Annotated in this window: 14 protein-coding genes and 1 pseudogene; 12 read left to right on the plus strand and 3 right to left on the minus strand. The window is 69.3% G+C overall.

The features are described 5' to 3' along the window. The first annotated feature begins 48 nt into the window (after positions 1 to 48). Positions 49 to 1,851, plus strand: coding sequence for an acetyl/propionyl/methylcrotonyl-CoA carboxylase subunit alpha (locus ON41_RS07405; RefSeq protein ID WP_040746330.1), 1,803 nt, complete (start codon positions 49 to 51; stop codon positions 1,849 to 1,851). 257 nt (positions 1,852 to 2,108) lie between these two features. Here ON41_RS07405 and ON41_RS42230 read toward each other — a convergent pair whose 3' ends face one another. Further along, positions 2,109 to 3,605 carry a serine/threonine-protein kinase gene (locus tag ON41_RS42230; protein ID WP_051161084.1) on the minus strand — a complete coding sequence of 499 codons (1,497 nt, stop codon included), beginning with the start codon at positions 3,603 to 3,605 and terminating at the stop codon, positions 2,109 to 2,111. A 125-nt stretch (positions 3,606 to 3,730) separates the two neighbouring features. On the opposite strand from ON41_RS42230, the pseudogene ON41_RS42940 reads away from it, so the two are divergent. From ON41_RS42940 to ON41_RS07425, 4 genes and pseudogenes are all read left to right on the plus strand, one after another. After that, a pseudogene (locus ON41_RS42940) lies at positions 3,731 to 4,120 on the plus strand (DUF1707 SHOCT-like domain-containing protein); the annotation flags it as partial. A 158-nt stretch (positions 4,121 to 4,278) separates the two neighbouring features. Then, positions 4,279 to 4,617 carry a hypothetical protein gene (locus ON41_RS07420; RefSeq protein WP_040746332.1) on the plus strand — a complete coding sequence of 113 codons (339 nt, stop codon included), beginning with the start codon at positions 4,279 to 4,281 and terminating at the stop codon, positions 4,615 to 4,617. A 126-nt stretch (positions 4,618 to 4,743) separates the two neighbouring features. Then, complete coding sequence (locus ON41_RS41420) at positions 4,744 to 4,917, plus strand: hypothetical protein (RefSeq protein ID WP_157185395.1); 174 nt, start codon at positions 4,744 to 4,746, stop codon at positions 4,915 to 4,917. Between the two features lie 45 nt (positions 4,918 to 4,962). After that, positions 4,963 to 5,763 carry a biotin--[acetyl-CoA-carboxylase] ligase gene (locus ON41_RS07425; protein WP_246829466.1) on the plus strand — a complete coding sequence of 267 codons (801 nt, stop codon included), beginning with the start codon at positions 4,963 to 4,965 and terminating at the stop codon, positions 5,761 to 5,763. Between the two features lie 14 nt (positions 5,764 to 5,777). On the opposite strand, the gene ON41_RS07430 is transcribed toward ON41_RS07425, so the two are convergent. Next, positions 5,778 to 6,728 carry an acyl-ACP desaturase gene (locus tag ON41_RS07430; RefSeq protein WP_040746336.1) on the minus strand — a complete coding sequence of 317 codons (951 nt, stop codon included), beginning with the start codon at positions 6,726 to 6,728 and terminating at the stop codon, positions 5,778 to 5,780. A 147-nt stretch (positions 6,729 to 6,875) separates the two neighbouring features. Here ON41_RS07430 and ON41_RS07435 point away from each other — a divergent pair, with 147 nt between their 5' ends. From ON41_RS07435 to ON41_RS07445, 3 genes are all read left to right on the plus strand, one after another. Then, positions 6,876 to 7,421, plus strand: a complete 546-nt coding sequence (locus tag ON41_RS07435; protein ID WP_040746338.1) for a PH domain-containing protein — start codon at positions 6,876 to 6,878, stop codon at positions 7,419 to 7,421. Between the two features lie 155 nt (positions 7,422 to 7,576). After that, entirely contained in the window at positions 7,577 to 8,254 is a 678-nt protein-coding gene (locus ON41_RS07440; RefSeq protein WP_040746339.1) for a response regulator transcription factor, read from the plus strand. 7 nt (positions 8,255 to 8,261) lie between these two features. Beyond that, complete coding sequence (locus tag ON41_RS07445) at positions 8,262 to 9,575, plus strand: sensor histidine kinase (protein ID WP_040746340.1); 1,314 nt, start codon at positions 8,262 to 8,264, stop codon at positions 9,573 to 9,575. A gap of 131 nt (positions 9,576 to 9,706) precedes the next feature. On the opposite strand, the gene ON41_RS07450 is transcribed toward ON41_RS07445, so the two are convergent. Further along, complete coding sequence (locus ON41_RS07450; protein ID WP_040746469.1) at positions 9,707 to 10,252, minus strand: GtrA family protein; 546 nt, start codon at positions 10,250 to 10,252, stop codon at positions 9,707 to 9,709. A gap of 142 nt (positions 10,253 to 10,394) precedes the next feature. On the opposite strand from ON41_RS07450, the gene ON41_RS07455 reads away from it, so the two are divergent. From ON41_RS07455 to ON41_RS07470, 4 genes are all read left to right on the plus strand, one after another. Next, the gene (locus ON41_RS07455) at positions 10,395 to 11,570 is read left to right on the plus strand and encodes a 5-(carboxyamino)imidazole ribonucleotide synthase (protein ID WP_246461501.1); all 1,176 of its coding nucleotides are present in this window, start codon (positions 10,395 to 10,397) and stop codon (positions 11,568 to 11,570) included. After that, complete coding sequence (purE, locus tag ON41_RS07460; protein ID WP_083905202.1) at positions 11,560 to 12,108, plus strand: 5-(carboxyamino)imidazole ribonucleotide mutase; 549 nt, start codon at positions 11,560 to 11,562, stop codon at positions 12,106 to 12,108. The genes ON41_RS07455 and purE overlap by 11 nt, the downstream gene beginning before the upstream one ends. Positions 12,109 to 12,126: 18 nt before the next feature. After that, positions 12,127 to 12,819: a TetR family transcriptional regulator gene (locus ON41_RS07465; protein ID WP_040746343.1), complete on the plus strand. Its 693-nt coding sequence runs from the start codon at positions 12,127 to 12,129 to the stop codon at positions 12,817 to 12,819. A gap of 163 nt (positions 12,820 to 12,982) precedes the next feature. Further along, positions 12,983 to 14,140, plus strand: a complete 1,158-nt coding sequence (locus ON41_RS07470) for an acyl-CoA dehydrogenase (protein ID WP_040746345.1) — start codon at positions 12,983 to 12,985, stop codon at positions 14,138 to 14,140. Positions 14,141 to 14,168 lie beyond the last annotated feature (28 nt).

Here is a 14,168-nt window from a genome sequence, read left to right on the forward strand (position 1 = left end):
GCCTACACTCGCTCCAGACGTTAGTTTGTCCAAAGCACAGGAGGCCCAGTGCCCAGCCATGCCAGCGCGCAGATCACGAAGGTCCTGATTGCCAATCGGGGCGAGATCGCGGTGCGTGTGATCCGGGCCGCCAAGGATGCCGGTATCGCCAGCGTCGCGGTGTACGCGGAACCGGACGCTGATGCGCCGTTCGTGAAAATCGCCGACGAGGCGTTCGCGCTCGGTGGCCAGACGTCGGCGGAGTCGTACCTCGTGTTCGACAAGGTCCTCGACGCCGCTCGCAAGTCCGGCGCGGACGCCATCCACCCGGGCTACGGATTCCTGTCGGAGAACGCCGATTTCGCGCAGGCCGTACTCGACGCGGGGCTGATCTGGATCGGGCCGAGCCCGCAGTCCATCCGCGACCTCGGCGACAAGGTGACCGCCCGCCACATCGCGGAGCGCGCCCAGGCGCCGATGGCCGCCGGCACCAAGGACCCGGTCAAGGACGCGAACGAGGTCGTGGAGTTCGCGAAGACCTACGGCGTGCCCGTGGCGATCAAGGCCGCGTTCGGCGGCGGTGGCCGCGGTATGAAGGTCGCGCACACCATCGAGGAGATCCCCGAGCTGTTCGAGTCCGCGACCCGCGAGGCGACCGCGGCGTTCGGCCGGGGCGAATGCTTCGTGGAGCAGTACCTGGACAAGGCCCGCCACGTCGAGGCGCAGGTGCTGGCCGACCAGCACGGCAACGTCATCGTGGCCGGAACTCGTGACTGCTCGCTGCAGCGCCGCTTCCAGAAGCTGGTCGAGGAGGCCCCCGCGCCGTTCCTGTCGGACGAGACGCGGGCGAAGATCCACGAGTCGGCCAAGCGGATCTGCAAGGAGGCCGGCTACTACGGCGCCGGCACGGTCGAGTACCTGGTCCAGGGCGATACGGTCTCGTTCCTCGAGGTGAACACCCGCCTGCAGGTCGAGCACCCCGTGACCGAGGAGACCTCGGGCCTGGACCTGGTGCGCTGGCAGTTCCGCATCGCCAACGGCGAGGAACTGACCATCACCGAGGATCCGACCCCGCGCGGGCACGCGATCGAGTTCCGGATCAACGGCGAGGACGCGGGCCGCAACTTCCTGCCCGCTCCGGGTCCCGTGACCGTGTACAAGGAGCCGACCGGCCCCGGTGTCCGGATGGATTCCGGTGTCGTGGCCGGTTCCGTGATCGGCGGCCAGTTCGACTCCATGCTCGCCAAGCTGATCGTGGTCGGCGAGACCCGCACCCAGGCGCTGGAGCGGGCGCGGCGCGCGCTGGACGAGTACGAGATCGAGGGCCTGGCGACGGTGCTGCCGTTCCACCGGCACATCGTGTCGAACCCGGCCTTCGTCGGCGACGGCACCAAGTTCGACGTCTACACCAAGTGGATCGAGACCGACTGGGACAACCCGATCGAGCCCTACACCGGTGGGCAGCCGATCGAGGACGACGAGGCCGAGGCGCGCCAGAAGGTGGTCGTCGAGGTCGGCGGCCGCCGCCTGGAGGTCTCGCTGCCGGGTCAGTTCACCGTCGGTGCGGGCGCGGCGGTCGCCGCGGGCAACGGCGCCGGCGTCATCCGCAAGAAGCCCAAGGCGCGCAAGCGCGGTGGCGCCGGCGGCGGCGCGGCCTCGGGTGACGCGGTCACGGCCCCCATGCAGGGCACCGTGGTCAAGGTCGCCGTCGAGGAGGGCCAGTCCGTCGAGGCCGGCGACCTGATCGTGGTCCTCGAGGCCATGAAGATGGAGAACCCGGTCAACGCCCACAAGGCGGGCGTGGTCACGGGCCTGTCCATCGAGGCCGGCTCCGCCATCACCCAGGGCACCGTGCTTGCCGAGATCAAGTAGGTAGTAGCGCTTTCGCCGGGCCCGGCCACTCCATCGAGTGGGCCGGGCCCGGTGGTTTCCGGGGGTTCCCTCTCTTCGCGGCGTTCCGCTACTTCATTCCTCGGGGCGTTTCCTACTTCATTCCTCGGGCGTTCCCCACTTCATTCCTCGGGCGTTCCCCACTTCATTTCTCGGGGCGTCCCCTACTTCATTTCCCGGCATGCTTTTGGCCGGGATCTCCCGATGGATTCCGGCCGAAAGCGCGCCGGAATCAGGGTCTACTGCCCTCGTGGAGGAGGGAACGTGGGGAACGGGATCTGGAATGTGCTCGGGAAGACGGTGGGGAACGGCAGGGTGAATCCTGGTGGCGGCCAGGTGTTTCCGTTAGGCGTGGTGGTGGGCACCTGGGTGGTGCGCGGCTCGTTGGGGGCGGTGGTCGACGCGGCGGTGGCGGCGGGTCCCTGATTCGGCTGGCCCCCACCGCCCTGGAGCACCACGGCGGTGCACGCGGCCACGAGCGCGAATCCGAGCAGGGCTACCACTGCCAGCACAGCCACGATCTTGCCCACGGACCGTTGCTTTCGCGGCTGCTGCTGTGGCGGGGCCGGTGCCTGCCGAGGCGCTCCCACCCCGGTCGGCAACATCCGTGTCGGGTTGAGTGGCGGTCGCCCTGAACCGACCTCGGCATCCGGATGACCCGGCAGCATGCGTGTCGGGCGAGGCTGCTGCGTCGGTGTATACGCCTGTGCGCCAGGGTGTTCGGGAAGCGCCCGGGTCGGCCGGGGAGATATCTGTGCGGCAGCACTGTCGGGCAGCGCGCGGGTGGGCTGCGGGGAGCCCGATGTATTCGCCTGGGCGGCAGAGTTATCCGAGAGTACGCGGGTTGTCTGCTCCGAATCTGTTTTCGTCCAAGGCGATTCGCCCGGAGTCGACTGTTCGGGGAGTGGTGGGGTGCGAGGCACAGGGTGGGGCATGCCGACGGCGGCTCGGGCGGCCGCGGCGAGTTCGCCTGCGCTGGAATAGCGATCCTCGGGTTTCTTGGCCATGCCGCGGGCGATGACCGCGTCCAAGGCCGCCGGAATCGCGGAATTGCCGGACGACGGGCGCGGCGGGTCGGTGCTCAGGTGCGCGTGCAGGGCCTGGACCGGGTCGGTATCGCCGAACGGGCGCTGCGCGGTGAGACATTCGAACAGCACGCAGGCCAGCGAGTAGATGTCCGAGCGGGGCTCGGCGTCGCCGGTGAACCGCTCGGGAGCCATGTAGGCCAGCGTCCCGATGGTGAAACCCGTTGCGGTGATGGTGGTCTGGTTCGGCGACCGCGCGATCCCGAAATCGATGAGATACGCGAAACCACCGGAGTGCACGATGATATTGGCCGGTTTGACGTCGCGATGGACCAGCCCGGCGGCATGCGCGGCATCGAGGGCCTCGGCGATCTGCGAGACGATATCGACGGCCTCCGGCACCCCGATCGGCCCGGTGCGCAACCGCACCGACAGATCGGTGCCCGGCACGTACGCCATGTCCAGGAACAGCCGGCCGTCCTGCTCGCCGAAGTCGTGGATCGGCACGATGTGCGGATTCCGCAGGCTCGCGCCGACGCGCGCCTCCCGCTCGAAGCGCTGCCGGTAGCCCGGATCCTCGCCCGCGGTGATCGTGAGGATCTTCAACGCCACCTCGCGATCGGCGGCCGTATCGCGGGCCAGCCATACCTCGCCCACCGAGCCCCGCCCGATCAACCGATCGAGCCGATATCTGCCGAACTTCCGTGCCACTCTCAGGGCCTCCGTGTGACTGCGCGCGATGGGTTCCGAGTGGTTGTCGACCCTAATCGGGCAAAGCGGTCCGAGACCAGTGCGGGGGTCGGGCGACGCCGGTCGGCACGCGCTAATCTCGTGTCATGGCTGATTCTCCCGACATCCGCATCGGCACCGCGGAGCGCGAGCAGGCCATGCGACGACTGTCGGATCATTTCGCCGCCGGACGTCTGTCGGTGACCGAATTCGACGAGCGCAGTGCGGTCGTCGCGGCCGCGGTCACCCGCGGCGACCTGGTCCAGGTCTTCGCCGACTTGCCGGAATCGTCCGCCGCCGAGGAGAAGAAGCCGGAGCAGCCCCGCCCCGGCGGCCCGCCGGCATTCCGCGGTCCGGCCATGGGGCTCGTCGTCATCCTCGCGATCGTGCTGTTCTTCGTCACGAACACCTGGCTGTGGTTCCTGATGATCCCGGCGGCGGGCATCGTCTTCGGCGCCCTCGGGCAGGGACGCGAAGATCGCCGCCACGACGCCGAGGGGCGGCGGCAGATCGCCGAGGAGCACCGCCAGGAACTCGAGGAGCACCGCCAGGAGGCCCAGGCGCACCGCCTCGAGATCGAACAGCGCCGCCGGGAACTGAGGCACCAGTCCCGGGAACTCCGGCACCAGCGCCGCGATCGGCGGCGGGGTCGCTGATGGAGCCGATCGAGATCAACGCCGGCGGCTGGTACCTGCGCGCCCTGCGCGCCGACGACCGCATCGACGACCGCCCCGCGCTCGCCGACGGCGGCATCACCGATCCGGACTACGTGGCCCGCCGCGCCCGCGGCTGGGACGAGCAGACCTGCTACTCGTGGGCGGTGTGCGAGCCCACCACCGCCGAGATGGTGGCCGAGGTCGTCGTGACGCCGAATCCCGATGGCACCGCGGATGTTTCGGGCTGGTCCCGGGAGAATTACGAGGCCGCACTGGAATCCGGGGACCAAGCCGTGCGTCGCTTCGTCGCCGGCGCACTCGGGCTGCAGCCGGTCTGATCCTACCGTCTTGTGCGGCAGCGTCATTCGGTGCCGCGGGGGTGCCCGGCGAAAATCGCTGTCGCGGCGCGGGCGCTCTACGTTACGGTGGAGTTACCCCGAAATCGAGCGCAGGGGAGGCGCGTCATGTGGGAATGGAGCAGAACCGTCGCCGAAAGAGCCGCCGCCGCGGTGTGGACCAGGCAGGCCGGTGAACCGCAACCGACAGTGGTCGACCCGGAGGAGTGGAGGGACTCCGCAGACCACAACGACGACATGCCCGGCCCCGTGGCCATCGGGGAGTACTGCCTCATCGGGTGAGCGCGCCCGGCGGCCCCGCAGGCCGGCAGTAGTAGCCTGCGGGGTGTGCAGAGGCCACCGTTGGATGCCGACCTGTTGCGGCGCAGTATCGCCGAACACCCCGACCTGTCCCTGTTCTCCCACGTCGACGTGGTGGAATCGACCGGGTCCACGAACGCGGATCTGATCGCCCGGGCCGATGATCCCGGCTCGGACGGCCGGGTGCTGCTCGCGGAGTGTCAGGTCAGCGGGCGCGGACGGCACGAGCGCGTCTTCGTCAGCCCGTCACGGGCGCAGATCTCGCTGTCGATCCTGGTGCGCCCGCGCGGCGCCGACCCGGCGGTGCTGGGCTGGGTGCCGCTGCTGGCCGGGGTGGCCGCGGTGGACGCCGTGCGTGAGACGACCGGCCTGCGGGCAAACCTCAAGTGGCCCAACGATGTTCTCATCGACGGCCGTAAGGTCGCGGGCATCCTGGCCGAGGCCGCCTTCGGCAGCGGGACACCGGCCATCGTCGTCGGCACCGGGCTCAATGTCAGCCTGACCGAGGACGAACTGCCGGTGCCGCACGCCACCTCACTGGTCCTGGCCGGTGCCGAGGAGGTCGACCGGACCGCGCTGGCGCTGTCGATGCTGCGCGAATTCGCTCGCCAGTACACCGCCTGGCGCACCGCCAACTGGGATATCACCGGCCTGGCCGAGGAGTACCGCAAGCGGTGCGCCACGCTCGGCACCGAGGTCCGCGCCGAGCTACCCGGCGGCGAGGTGCTCACCGGCGTCGCCACCGATGTGGACGACCACGGCCGGCTCCTGATCGGCGGCCGCGCCGTGGCCGCGGGCGACGTCACGCACCTGCGCGCCGGATACTGAACCGGCGCACCGGGTCACACCACGGCCATATCGCGGGCCCGCTCCCGCGCCAGCAGACGGTCGCGCTGCTCCTCGAACTTGATCACGTCCCGCGCCAACTGCTCCAGGTGCGCGGCCAGCCGTTCGCGGTCCTGTTCGCCGCGCGGCCCGAAATCGTTGCGGTCGAAGATGTTCCAGTGTTTCAGCACAGGCTGCACCACCTCTTCGAGGTGCTGGCGCAGGTCGTAGATGCCGTGCTTGGCCATCAGCACGCCGTTGCGGCGGAAGTTGGGCATGCCGTGGCCGGGCATGGTGAAGTGCGTGAGCACCTTCGTGATCGCCGCCATCGCCTGGTCGGGCGCCAGGTCCAGGCCCGCGGCGCACATCGTCCGGTAGAAGATCATGTGCAGGTTCTCGTCGGCGGCGACGCGTTGCAGCATGCGGTCGGCGATCGGGTCGTCGCACACCTTGCCGGTATTACGGTGCGACACACGCGTTGCCAGCTCCTGGAAGGTGACATAGGCGACATTCTCGAGGAAGCCGCCCCAGTCGTCGGGGGAGTGCGCGCCGTTGGTCATGTGGATCATCCGGGCCTCTTCGAGGGCGACCGGATCCACGCCGCGAGTGACGACGAGATAGTCGCGAATCACGATGCCGTGCCGGTTCTCCTCGGCGGTCCAGCGGCCGACCCAGGTGCCCCAGGCGCCGTCCTGCGAGAAGTTCTCGGAGATCTCGCGGTGGTAGGAGGGGAGGTTGTCCTCGGTGAGCAGGTTCGTGACCATGGCGACCTTGGCGACCTCGGTCAGCCCGGACTGCGCCGGATGCCAGTCCTCGCCGCCCAGCGCGGCGAAGTTACGGCCGTTGTCCCAGGGCACGTAGTCGTGCGGGTGCCACTCCTTGGCCATCGCCAGGTGCCTGTTGAGATTCTGCTCTGCTACCGGCTCGAGCTCGGTCAGCAGTTCCAGCTGAGTCAGTTCCTTGGTCACGCACGCCTCCGCTATCGCAATCGACATGGAAAAGCCGGGCAGTACTTCGTGCAGGGAAGAGCCGTCGAGATGACGCGCGCCGATTGTGCAGCACAACGTCGTTCGCTGTCAGGGGATTCTCGCATCCGGACGCGGTAGGGTTCGCGTATGGGTTATCCGGAGGAGCTGCTGGCGCCGGAGGAGCGTCTGCTGCTGCATCGTCATCCGCATTGGAAGATGCTGTTCTGGCCGGCGGTCACATTGATCGTGGCGACCGCGCTCGCCGGATTCGCCGGGGGGTACGCGTCGCGCAATACCGAGGGCACCACCCGCAGCGCCGTACTCATCGCGGTCGTCGCGATCTGGGCCGTGCTGGTGGTGTGGCGCTGCGCCGGCCCCGTATTGCGCTGGAAGTCAACGCATTTCATCATCACCGACCGTCGCGTGCTGGTGCGCGAGGGCGTGCTCACCCACACGGGCATCGATATCCCGATGAACCGCATCGCGAATATCCAGTTCCGCCACGGCCTGTCCGACCGGCTGCTCGGCACGGGCACGCTGATCATCGACGCGGCCTCCGGCGATCCGCTGGAGTACGACGACATCCCGCAGGTGCAGAAGGTCCACGCCCTGCTGTACCACGAGGTCTTCGACAACCCGCAGAACCCGCCCTACGACCCCCGCTACGACCGCGGGCAGCAGGGGCGGCATTGATACCGGCCACCACGGTTTGCGGCGCGGCCCGATTTTCCGAGGTCGCTGCGCAAGCGACGCAGGAGCGAGCAGCGGCCTCGGAAAATCGGGCCTTCCGGGCGCCGCAAACCCGCGTTGTCGGAGACGACGCAATAAACCCTGCGTAATCTTGGGGCGTGACCGTCGTACTGCTGGCCGAAGACGATGAGGCCATCGCAGCCCCACTCTCGCGGGCATTGGGACGCGAGGGCTATTCGGTAACCGTCGAGAGTTTCGGGCCGGCGGTGTTGCAGCGGGCGCTCGAAGGCGGCCACGATCTGCTGATTCTCGATCTGGGCCTGCCCGGTATGGACGGCCTGGAGGTGTGCCGCCAGGTGCGGGCCCGCGGTGCGGATCTGGCCGTGCTCATGCTCACCGCGCGCACCGACGAGGTCGACTTCGTGGTCGGGCTGGACGCGGGAGCCGACGACTACGTGGGCAAACCCTTCCGGCTGGCCGAACTGCTGGCGCGGGTGCGGGCGCTGTTGCGGCGCAGCGGGATCGGCGACGAGGCGGTCGAGGTCGGCGGCATCCGGCTGGAGCCGCAGGCTAGGCGCGTCCTGGTCAACGGCCACGAGGTGAATCTGGCCAACAAGGAGTACGAACTGCTCAAGGTGCTCATCGACCGCGCCGGCCAGGTCGTGCCGCGCGAGACCATCCTGCGCGAGGTCTGGGGCGACGCCGACCTGCGCGGATCCAAGACGCTCGATATGCACATGTCCTGGCTGCGCCGCAAGATCGGTGACGAGGGCCCGGTGGCCGAGCGCCGGATCGTGACCGTCCGGGGCGTCGGCTTCCGGTTCAACACCGACTGAGGAGCACATGCGGCGCCGAATACTGCTGTCGATGCTGGCCGCCCTGACCCTCACCACGGTGGTGCTGGGCATCCCGCTGGGTTTCACGGCCTGGCAGTGGGTGGCCGACATCACGCGCGGTGACCTGCGCGCCCGGCTGGATCGGATGGCGGTGGAGATCGTCGCCCAAGAGCGTGACGACGGGCAGGTGCACGGGACGCTGGACCTGCGGTCGGTGCGGCCGCTGATCCCGCCGGGCGGGCGGCTGACCATCGTCTATCCCACGCCGGAGGATGCCGCGATGCGGATCGACGTGGGCGTGGCGCAGGTGGGTGATCCGGTGGTGGAGTCGCTGTCGATGGGCACCTCGGGATCGCTGCGGCTGGAGGTGCCGGCGCGGCCCATGCATTCCATGCAGCGGCAGGCGGTCGGGGCGGTGGCGCTGGTCGCGCTCGCATCGCTGGCCGCGGGGGCCGCGGTCGCGGTGGTGACCGCGCGCCGGGTCGCCGATCCGCTGCGCGATGTCGCCGCCCGCGCCGCGCGGATCGCGGTCGGCGACTTCCGGCTGGACGCGCGCCGCCACGGCATCACCGAACTGGATCGCGTCTCGGATGTGCTGGATTCGGCGGCCGTCGAGATCTCCGGCCGGTTGCAGCGCGAGCACGCGCTGGTGGCCGACGTCTCCCATCAGCTGCGCAGCCGCCTGACGGCCGTGCGGCTGCGCCTGGACGAGCTGTCGGCGCACACCGATCCGGATGTGGTGCACGAGTCGGAGGAGGCGATGGCGCAGGTCGACCGGCTGACCGCGGCCATCGACGATCTGGTGCGCGCGTCCCGGGACGAGGGCGCGACCGACCGCGATCCCGTGCCGGTGGTCGCGGAACTGCGTGGCGTGGTGACCGAGTGGCGGCACCCGTTCGCGGAGGCCGGGCGCAAACTGATCCTGTCCGGCGATCCGACGCTGACCGCTCCGGTCACCGGATCCCGGCTGCGCGAGGCGGTGGCGGTGCTGGTGGACAACGCCCTGATGCACGGCGGCGGCGACTGCACGGTCTCGGTCCGGACGGTCTACGGCGGCCCCGACCGCGAGCCGCTGGTAGCCGTGGAGATCGCCGACGAGGGCGACGGCGTCAGCGACGACCTCGCCCCGCACATCTTCGACCGCGGCTTCTCCGGCGCCGGCTCCACCGGCGTCGGCCTCGCCCTGGCCCGAGCCCTCATCGAAGCCGACGGCGGCCGCCTGGAACTACACCGCCGCCGCCCCGCCCTCTTCGCCGTGTTCCTGGGCAAACCCACAGCCGGACGAGCAGACAACGGCGGCACCATCAGCGAGCCCAGATGAGTAGTGGACCCTATAGGTCGCGGCCCGCCCCGAGTCTGGACTGACGGAGCGGGGGAGCGAAGCGGAGGAGCGGAGGAGGGAAGACTCGGGGCAAGAGGGCCGCGACATGCGGCGGCGGAGCCGACGCCGAATCAACTGTGCCCTAGCTGCTCTTCCTCTTCGTACAATTCCTCGAATTCCTCTACGAGGGTGTCGATTTCGTTGGGGAAGACCCAGCGGCGCATGGACCAGAAGCGGAATACCATCTGCAGGAGATTGCCGATGATGTAGGCGCTGAGGAAGTCGGTGATGTTCTCCGTCATCAGGCTGACGTTGGGCACCTGCAGGTTGAACACGTACCGCGAGGCCCACAGGGGCAGGAAACTGAGGACGACGCCGATGCCGCTGACTACGAAGAACAGCAGCGCCTCGTGATGCTTCTCGCGCCCGCCGCGGCCCTTGAACGACCATTCCCGATTGAGAATGTAGGACGCGATGACCGCGATCACACCCGAAATGATCTTCGCGGTGATCGGCTTGGGCGACAGTACGGTCAATTTCAGGATGTAGAAGATGCCGCTGTCGATGACGAACGTGGTGGCGCCCACAATCGCGAACTTGATCAGTTCGTGATGGCGTTGGACGAGATCCCGGACGGTTCGGGGTAGGGCGCTGACCACGTCGTCGACGATTGACACCACCCGAGTCTACGTGCCGCGATTTTCCGGTAACCAACCCGCACGCGATTACCGTGCACCCGCCATGACACCATTGAGGGCCGTGAACGAGCACAGCGAGCGAGCCGCCGATCCCGGTTCCCGTCCCTTCGACGCCTCCGTCATGCCGACCGTGACCATGATCGGCGGCGGTCAGCTGGCGCGCATGACCCATCAGGCCGCCATCGCGCTGGGCCAGCGGCTCCGCGTGCTCGCCGAGCGCCCCGACGATCCGGCCGCGCAGGTCACCCCCGAGGTCGTGATCGGCTCGCACACCGATCTGGCCGCGCTGCGCAAGGCCGCGGTGGGCTCGCACGCCCTGACCTTCGACCACGAGCACGTGCCGACCGAGCACCTGCTGGAGCTGGTCGCCGAGGGCGTGAACGTGCAACCGCCGCCGCAGGCGCTGGTCTTCGCCCAGGACAAGCTGGCCATGCGCCGCCGGCTCAGCGAACTCGGCGTCCCGGTCCCGGCCTTCGCCCCGGTCGAATCCGTCGCGGACGCGGTCGCGTTCGGCGACGCGCACGGCTGGCCCTGCGTGCTGAAGTCGGTGCGCGGCGGCTACGACGGTCGCGGGGTGTGGATGCCTGAATCGGCCGCCGAGGCGGAGTCGATCGTGAACGACCAGCTCGCCCACGGCGTCTCGCTGATGGCGGAGGCCAAGGTCGCGCTGCGGCGGGAGCTGTCGGCGATGGTGGCGCGCTCGACGTTCGGCCAGGCCGCGGTGTGGCCGGTGGTGGAGACCGTGCAGCGCGACGGCCAGTGCGCGGTGGTGATCGCCCCCGCCCCCGGGCTGCCGGAGCACGCCTCCGACGAGGCGTCCGCGCTGGCGCTGCGGCTGGCCGCCGAACTGGGCACCACCGGCGCCATGGCGGTGGAGCTGTTCGAGACCCACACCGGCGACCTGCTGGTGAACGAGCTGGCGATGCGCCCGCACAATTCCGGCCACTGGGGCATGGACGGCGCGGTGACCGGCCAGTTCGAACAGCATCTGCGCGCGGTCCTGGACTATCCGCTGGGCGATACCGCGCCGCTGGCCCCGGTCACCGTGATGGCCAATATCCTCGGCGCGCCCGAGGCCCCGGCGATGTCGATGGACGAGCGGCTGCACCATCTGTTCGCGCGCATGCCGGAGGCCAAGGTGCACCTGTACGGCAAGGGCGAGCGCCCGAACCGCAAGATCGGGCACGTCAACATTCTCGGCGACGACGTGGCCGAGGTGCGCGAGAAGGCCGAGCGCGCGGCACGCTGGATGTCGCACGCGGAATGGACCGACGGATGGGATCCGCATGGGGAATGAAACGGAAGCCGAAGCTGTGCCCGATGGTCGCTCCGCAGGCTCCGCTCCGCAGGTCGGCCTCATCATGGGCAGCGACTCCGACTGGCCGACCATGGAGGCGGCGGCGGAGGCGTTGGCGGAGTTCGGAATTCGCTTCGAGGTCGGGGTGGTCTCGGCGCACCGCACCCCGCAGCGCATGCTCGACTACGCGCGCGAGGCCGCCGGGCGCGGCATCCGGGTGATCATCGCGGGCGCGGGCGGCGCCGCCCACCTGCCCGGCATGGTGGCCTCGGCGACCCCGCTGCCGGTGATCGGCGTCCCGGTGCCGCTGAAGTACCTCGACGGCATGGATTCGCTGCTGTCCATCGTGCAGATGCCCGCCGGCGTCCCGGTGGCCACGGTCTCGGTCGGCGGCGCCCGCAACGCCGGGCTGCTGGCCGTGCGCATTCTCGGCGCCGCCGACCCCGAATTGCGTTCGCGCATGGAGCAATTCCAGGCCGGGCTGGAAAAGATGGTGCTGGAGAAGGACGACGCGCTGCGCACCCGGCTGCTGGGCTGAGCGGGCGGGCACGAGCCGATGAGCACCGCCGGGGACTCCGGGTTCAAGCTGGCCGTGGTCGGCCACGCGCTGCGGTTGTTCGCCGAGAAGGGTTACGAGGCAACGACGGTCGACGAGATCGCGGAGGCCGCCGGCATCTCGCGGCGCACCTTCTTCCGGCAGTTCCGGTCCAAGGAGGACGTCGTCTTCGCCGACCACGAGGCGCAATTGGCGCAGGCGCGGGCGTATCTGTCGGCGGCGCAGGACGATCCGTGGGATGCGGTGTGCGAGGCCGTGGTGGGCGTCTTCGAGCGATTCACCCAGACGCGGGAGCTGGCGGCGCGGCGGTACCGGGTCGTGCGTCAAGTCCCGGCGCTACGAGATCGGGAGATCGTCACGGTCTTCCGGTACGAGCGGCTGTTCACCGACTATTTGCGGCAGCGGCTACCGGAGGCGTCGGATCTGGCCCTGATCCAGTTCACCGCCGCGGTCACCGCGACGCACAACTACCTGTTGCGCCGCATGGTCCGCGCGACCCCGGCCTCGGGGACGGCGCCGGTGTCCGCGCCGGATGCGAGCGCCGCGGATCTGCGGTCGGCGCTGGCGGCCATCCCGCGCGGCGGGGCCACGGCGGCCGAGGCGGACATGGTGGTCGCGGTATTTCCGCGGGACATGCCGCCGCGACAGGTCGCCGACCTGGTAGCGCGTCGGCTCGGTAACCTCGATACGTAGAGATCATCGGTGCCGTGACACTCGGTGCCACGTGAAATTGGGAACATCCGCGCATGTGGCCGCGATGTTCGGTCCTATACTAGATCGTGAATGGCACTGAGTGCCGACATGCTGGAGATTCGCGGAATCAGGCGATCCACCCCCGACGACCAGGAGCGCACCCATGACGGGCAACCCCGACTTCGACCTGTTCAAACTCGACGACGTCCACCACGAGTTGCGCGAGGCCATCCGCGGCCTGGCCGAGAAGGAGATCGCCCCGCACGCCAAGGACGTCGACGAGCACGCCCGCTTCCCGCAGGAGGCACTGGATGCCCTCAACGCCGCCGGATTCAACGCGGTGCACGTCCCCGAGGCCTACGGCGGCCAGGGCGCGGATTCGGTCGCGACCTGCATCGTGATCGAGGAGGTCGCGCGGGTGTGCGGCTCGTCGTCGCTGATCCCGGCCGTGAACAAGCTCGGCACCATGGGCCTGATCCTGAAGGGCTCCGAGGAGCTCAAGACCAAGGTCCTCGCCGATATCGTCGACGGCAAGATGGCCTCGTATTGCCTGTCCGAGCGTGAGGCCGGATCGGATGCCGCCGGCATGCGCACCCGGGCCCGCCGCGACGGCGACGACTGGGTGATCAACGGCTCCAAGTGCTGGATCACCAACGGCGGCCAGTCCACCTGGTACACGGTCATGGCCGTGAGCGACCCGGACAAGGGCGCCAACGGCATCTCGGCGTTCATGGTGCACAAGGACGATCCGGGCTTCGTCGTCGGCCCGCTGGAGCACAAGCTGGGCATCAAGGGTTCCCCGACGGCCGAGCTGTACTTCGAGAACTGCCGCATCCCGGGTGACCGCCTCATCGGCGCCGAGGGCACCGGCTTCAAGACCGCCCTCGAGACCCTCGACCACACCCGCCCCACCATCGGCGCGCAGGCCGTGGGCATCGCGCAGGGCGCGCTGGACGCCGCGATCGCCTACACCAAGGAGCGCAAGCAGTTCGGCAAGGCCATCGCCGACTTCCAGAACACCCAGTTCATGCTGGCCGATATGGCGATGAAGGTGGAGGCCGCCCGCCTCATGGTCTACACCTCCGCCGCCCGCGCCGAGCGGGGCGAGAAGAACCTGGGCTTCATCTCCGCGGCGGCGAAGTGTTTCGCCTCCGACGTGGCGATGGAGGTCACCACCGACGCGGTGCAGCTGTTCGGCGGCGCCGGATACACCACGGACTTCCCGGTCGAGCGAATGATGCGCGACGCCAAGATCACCCAGATCTACGAGGGCACCAACCAGATCCAGCGCGTGGTCATGTCCCGCGCGATCCTGCGGTAGTCCGGTCGCGCGGGTCGGCTGCGCACAA

It is taken from the genome of Nocardia transvalensis NBRC 15921 (genome assembly GCF_000308875.1).
GTDB lineage: Bacteria > Actinomycetota > Actinomycetes > Mycobacteriales > Mycobacteriaceae > Nocardia > Nocardia transvalensis.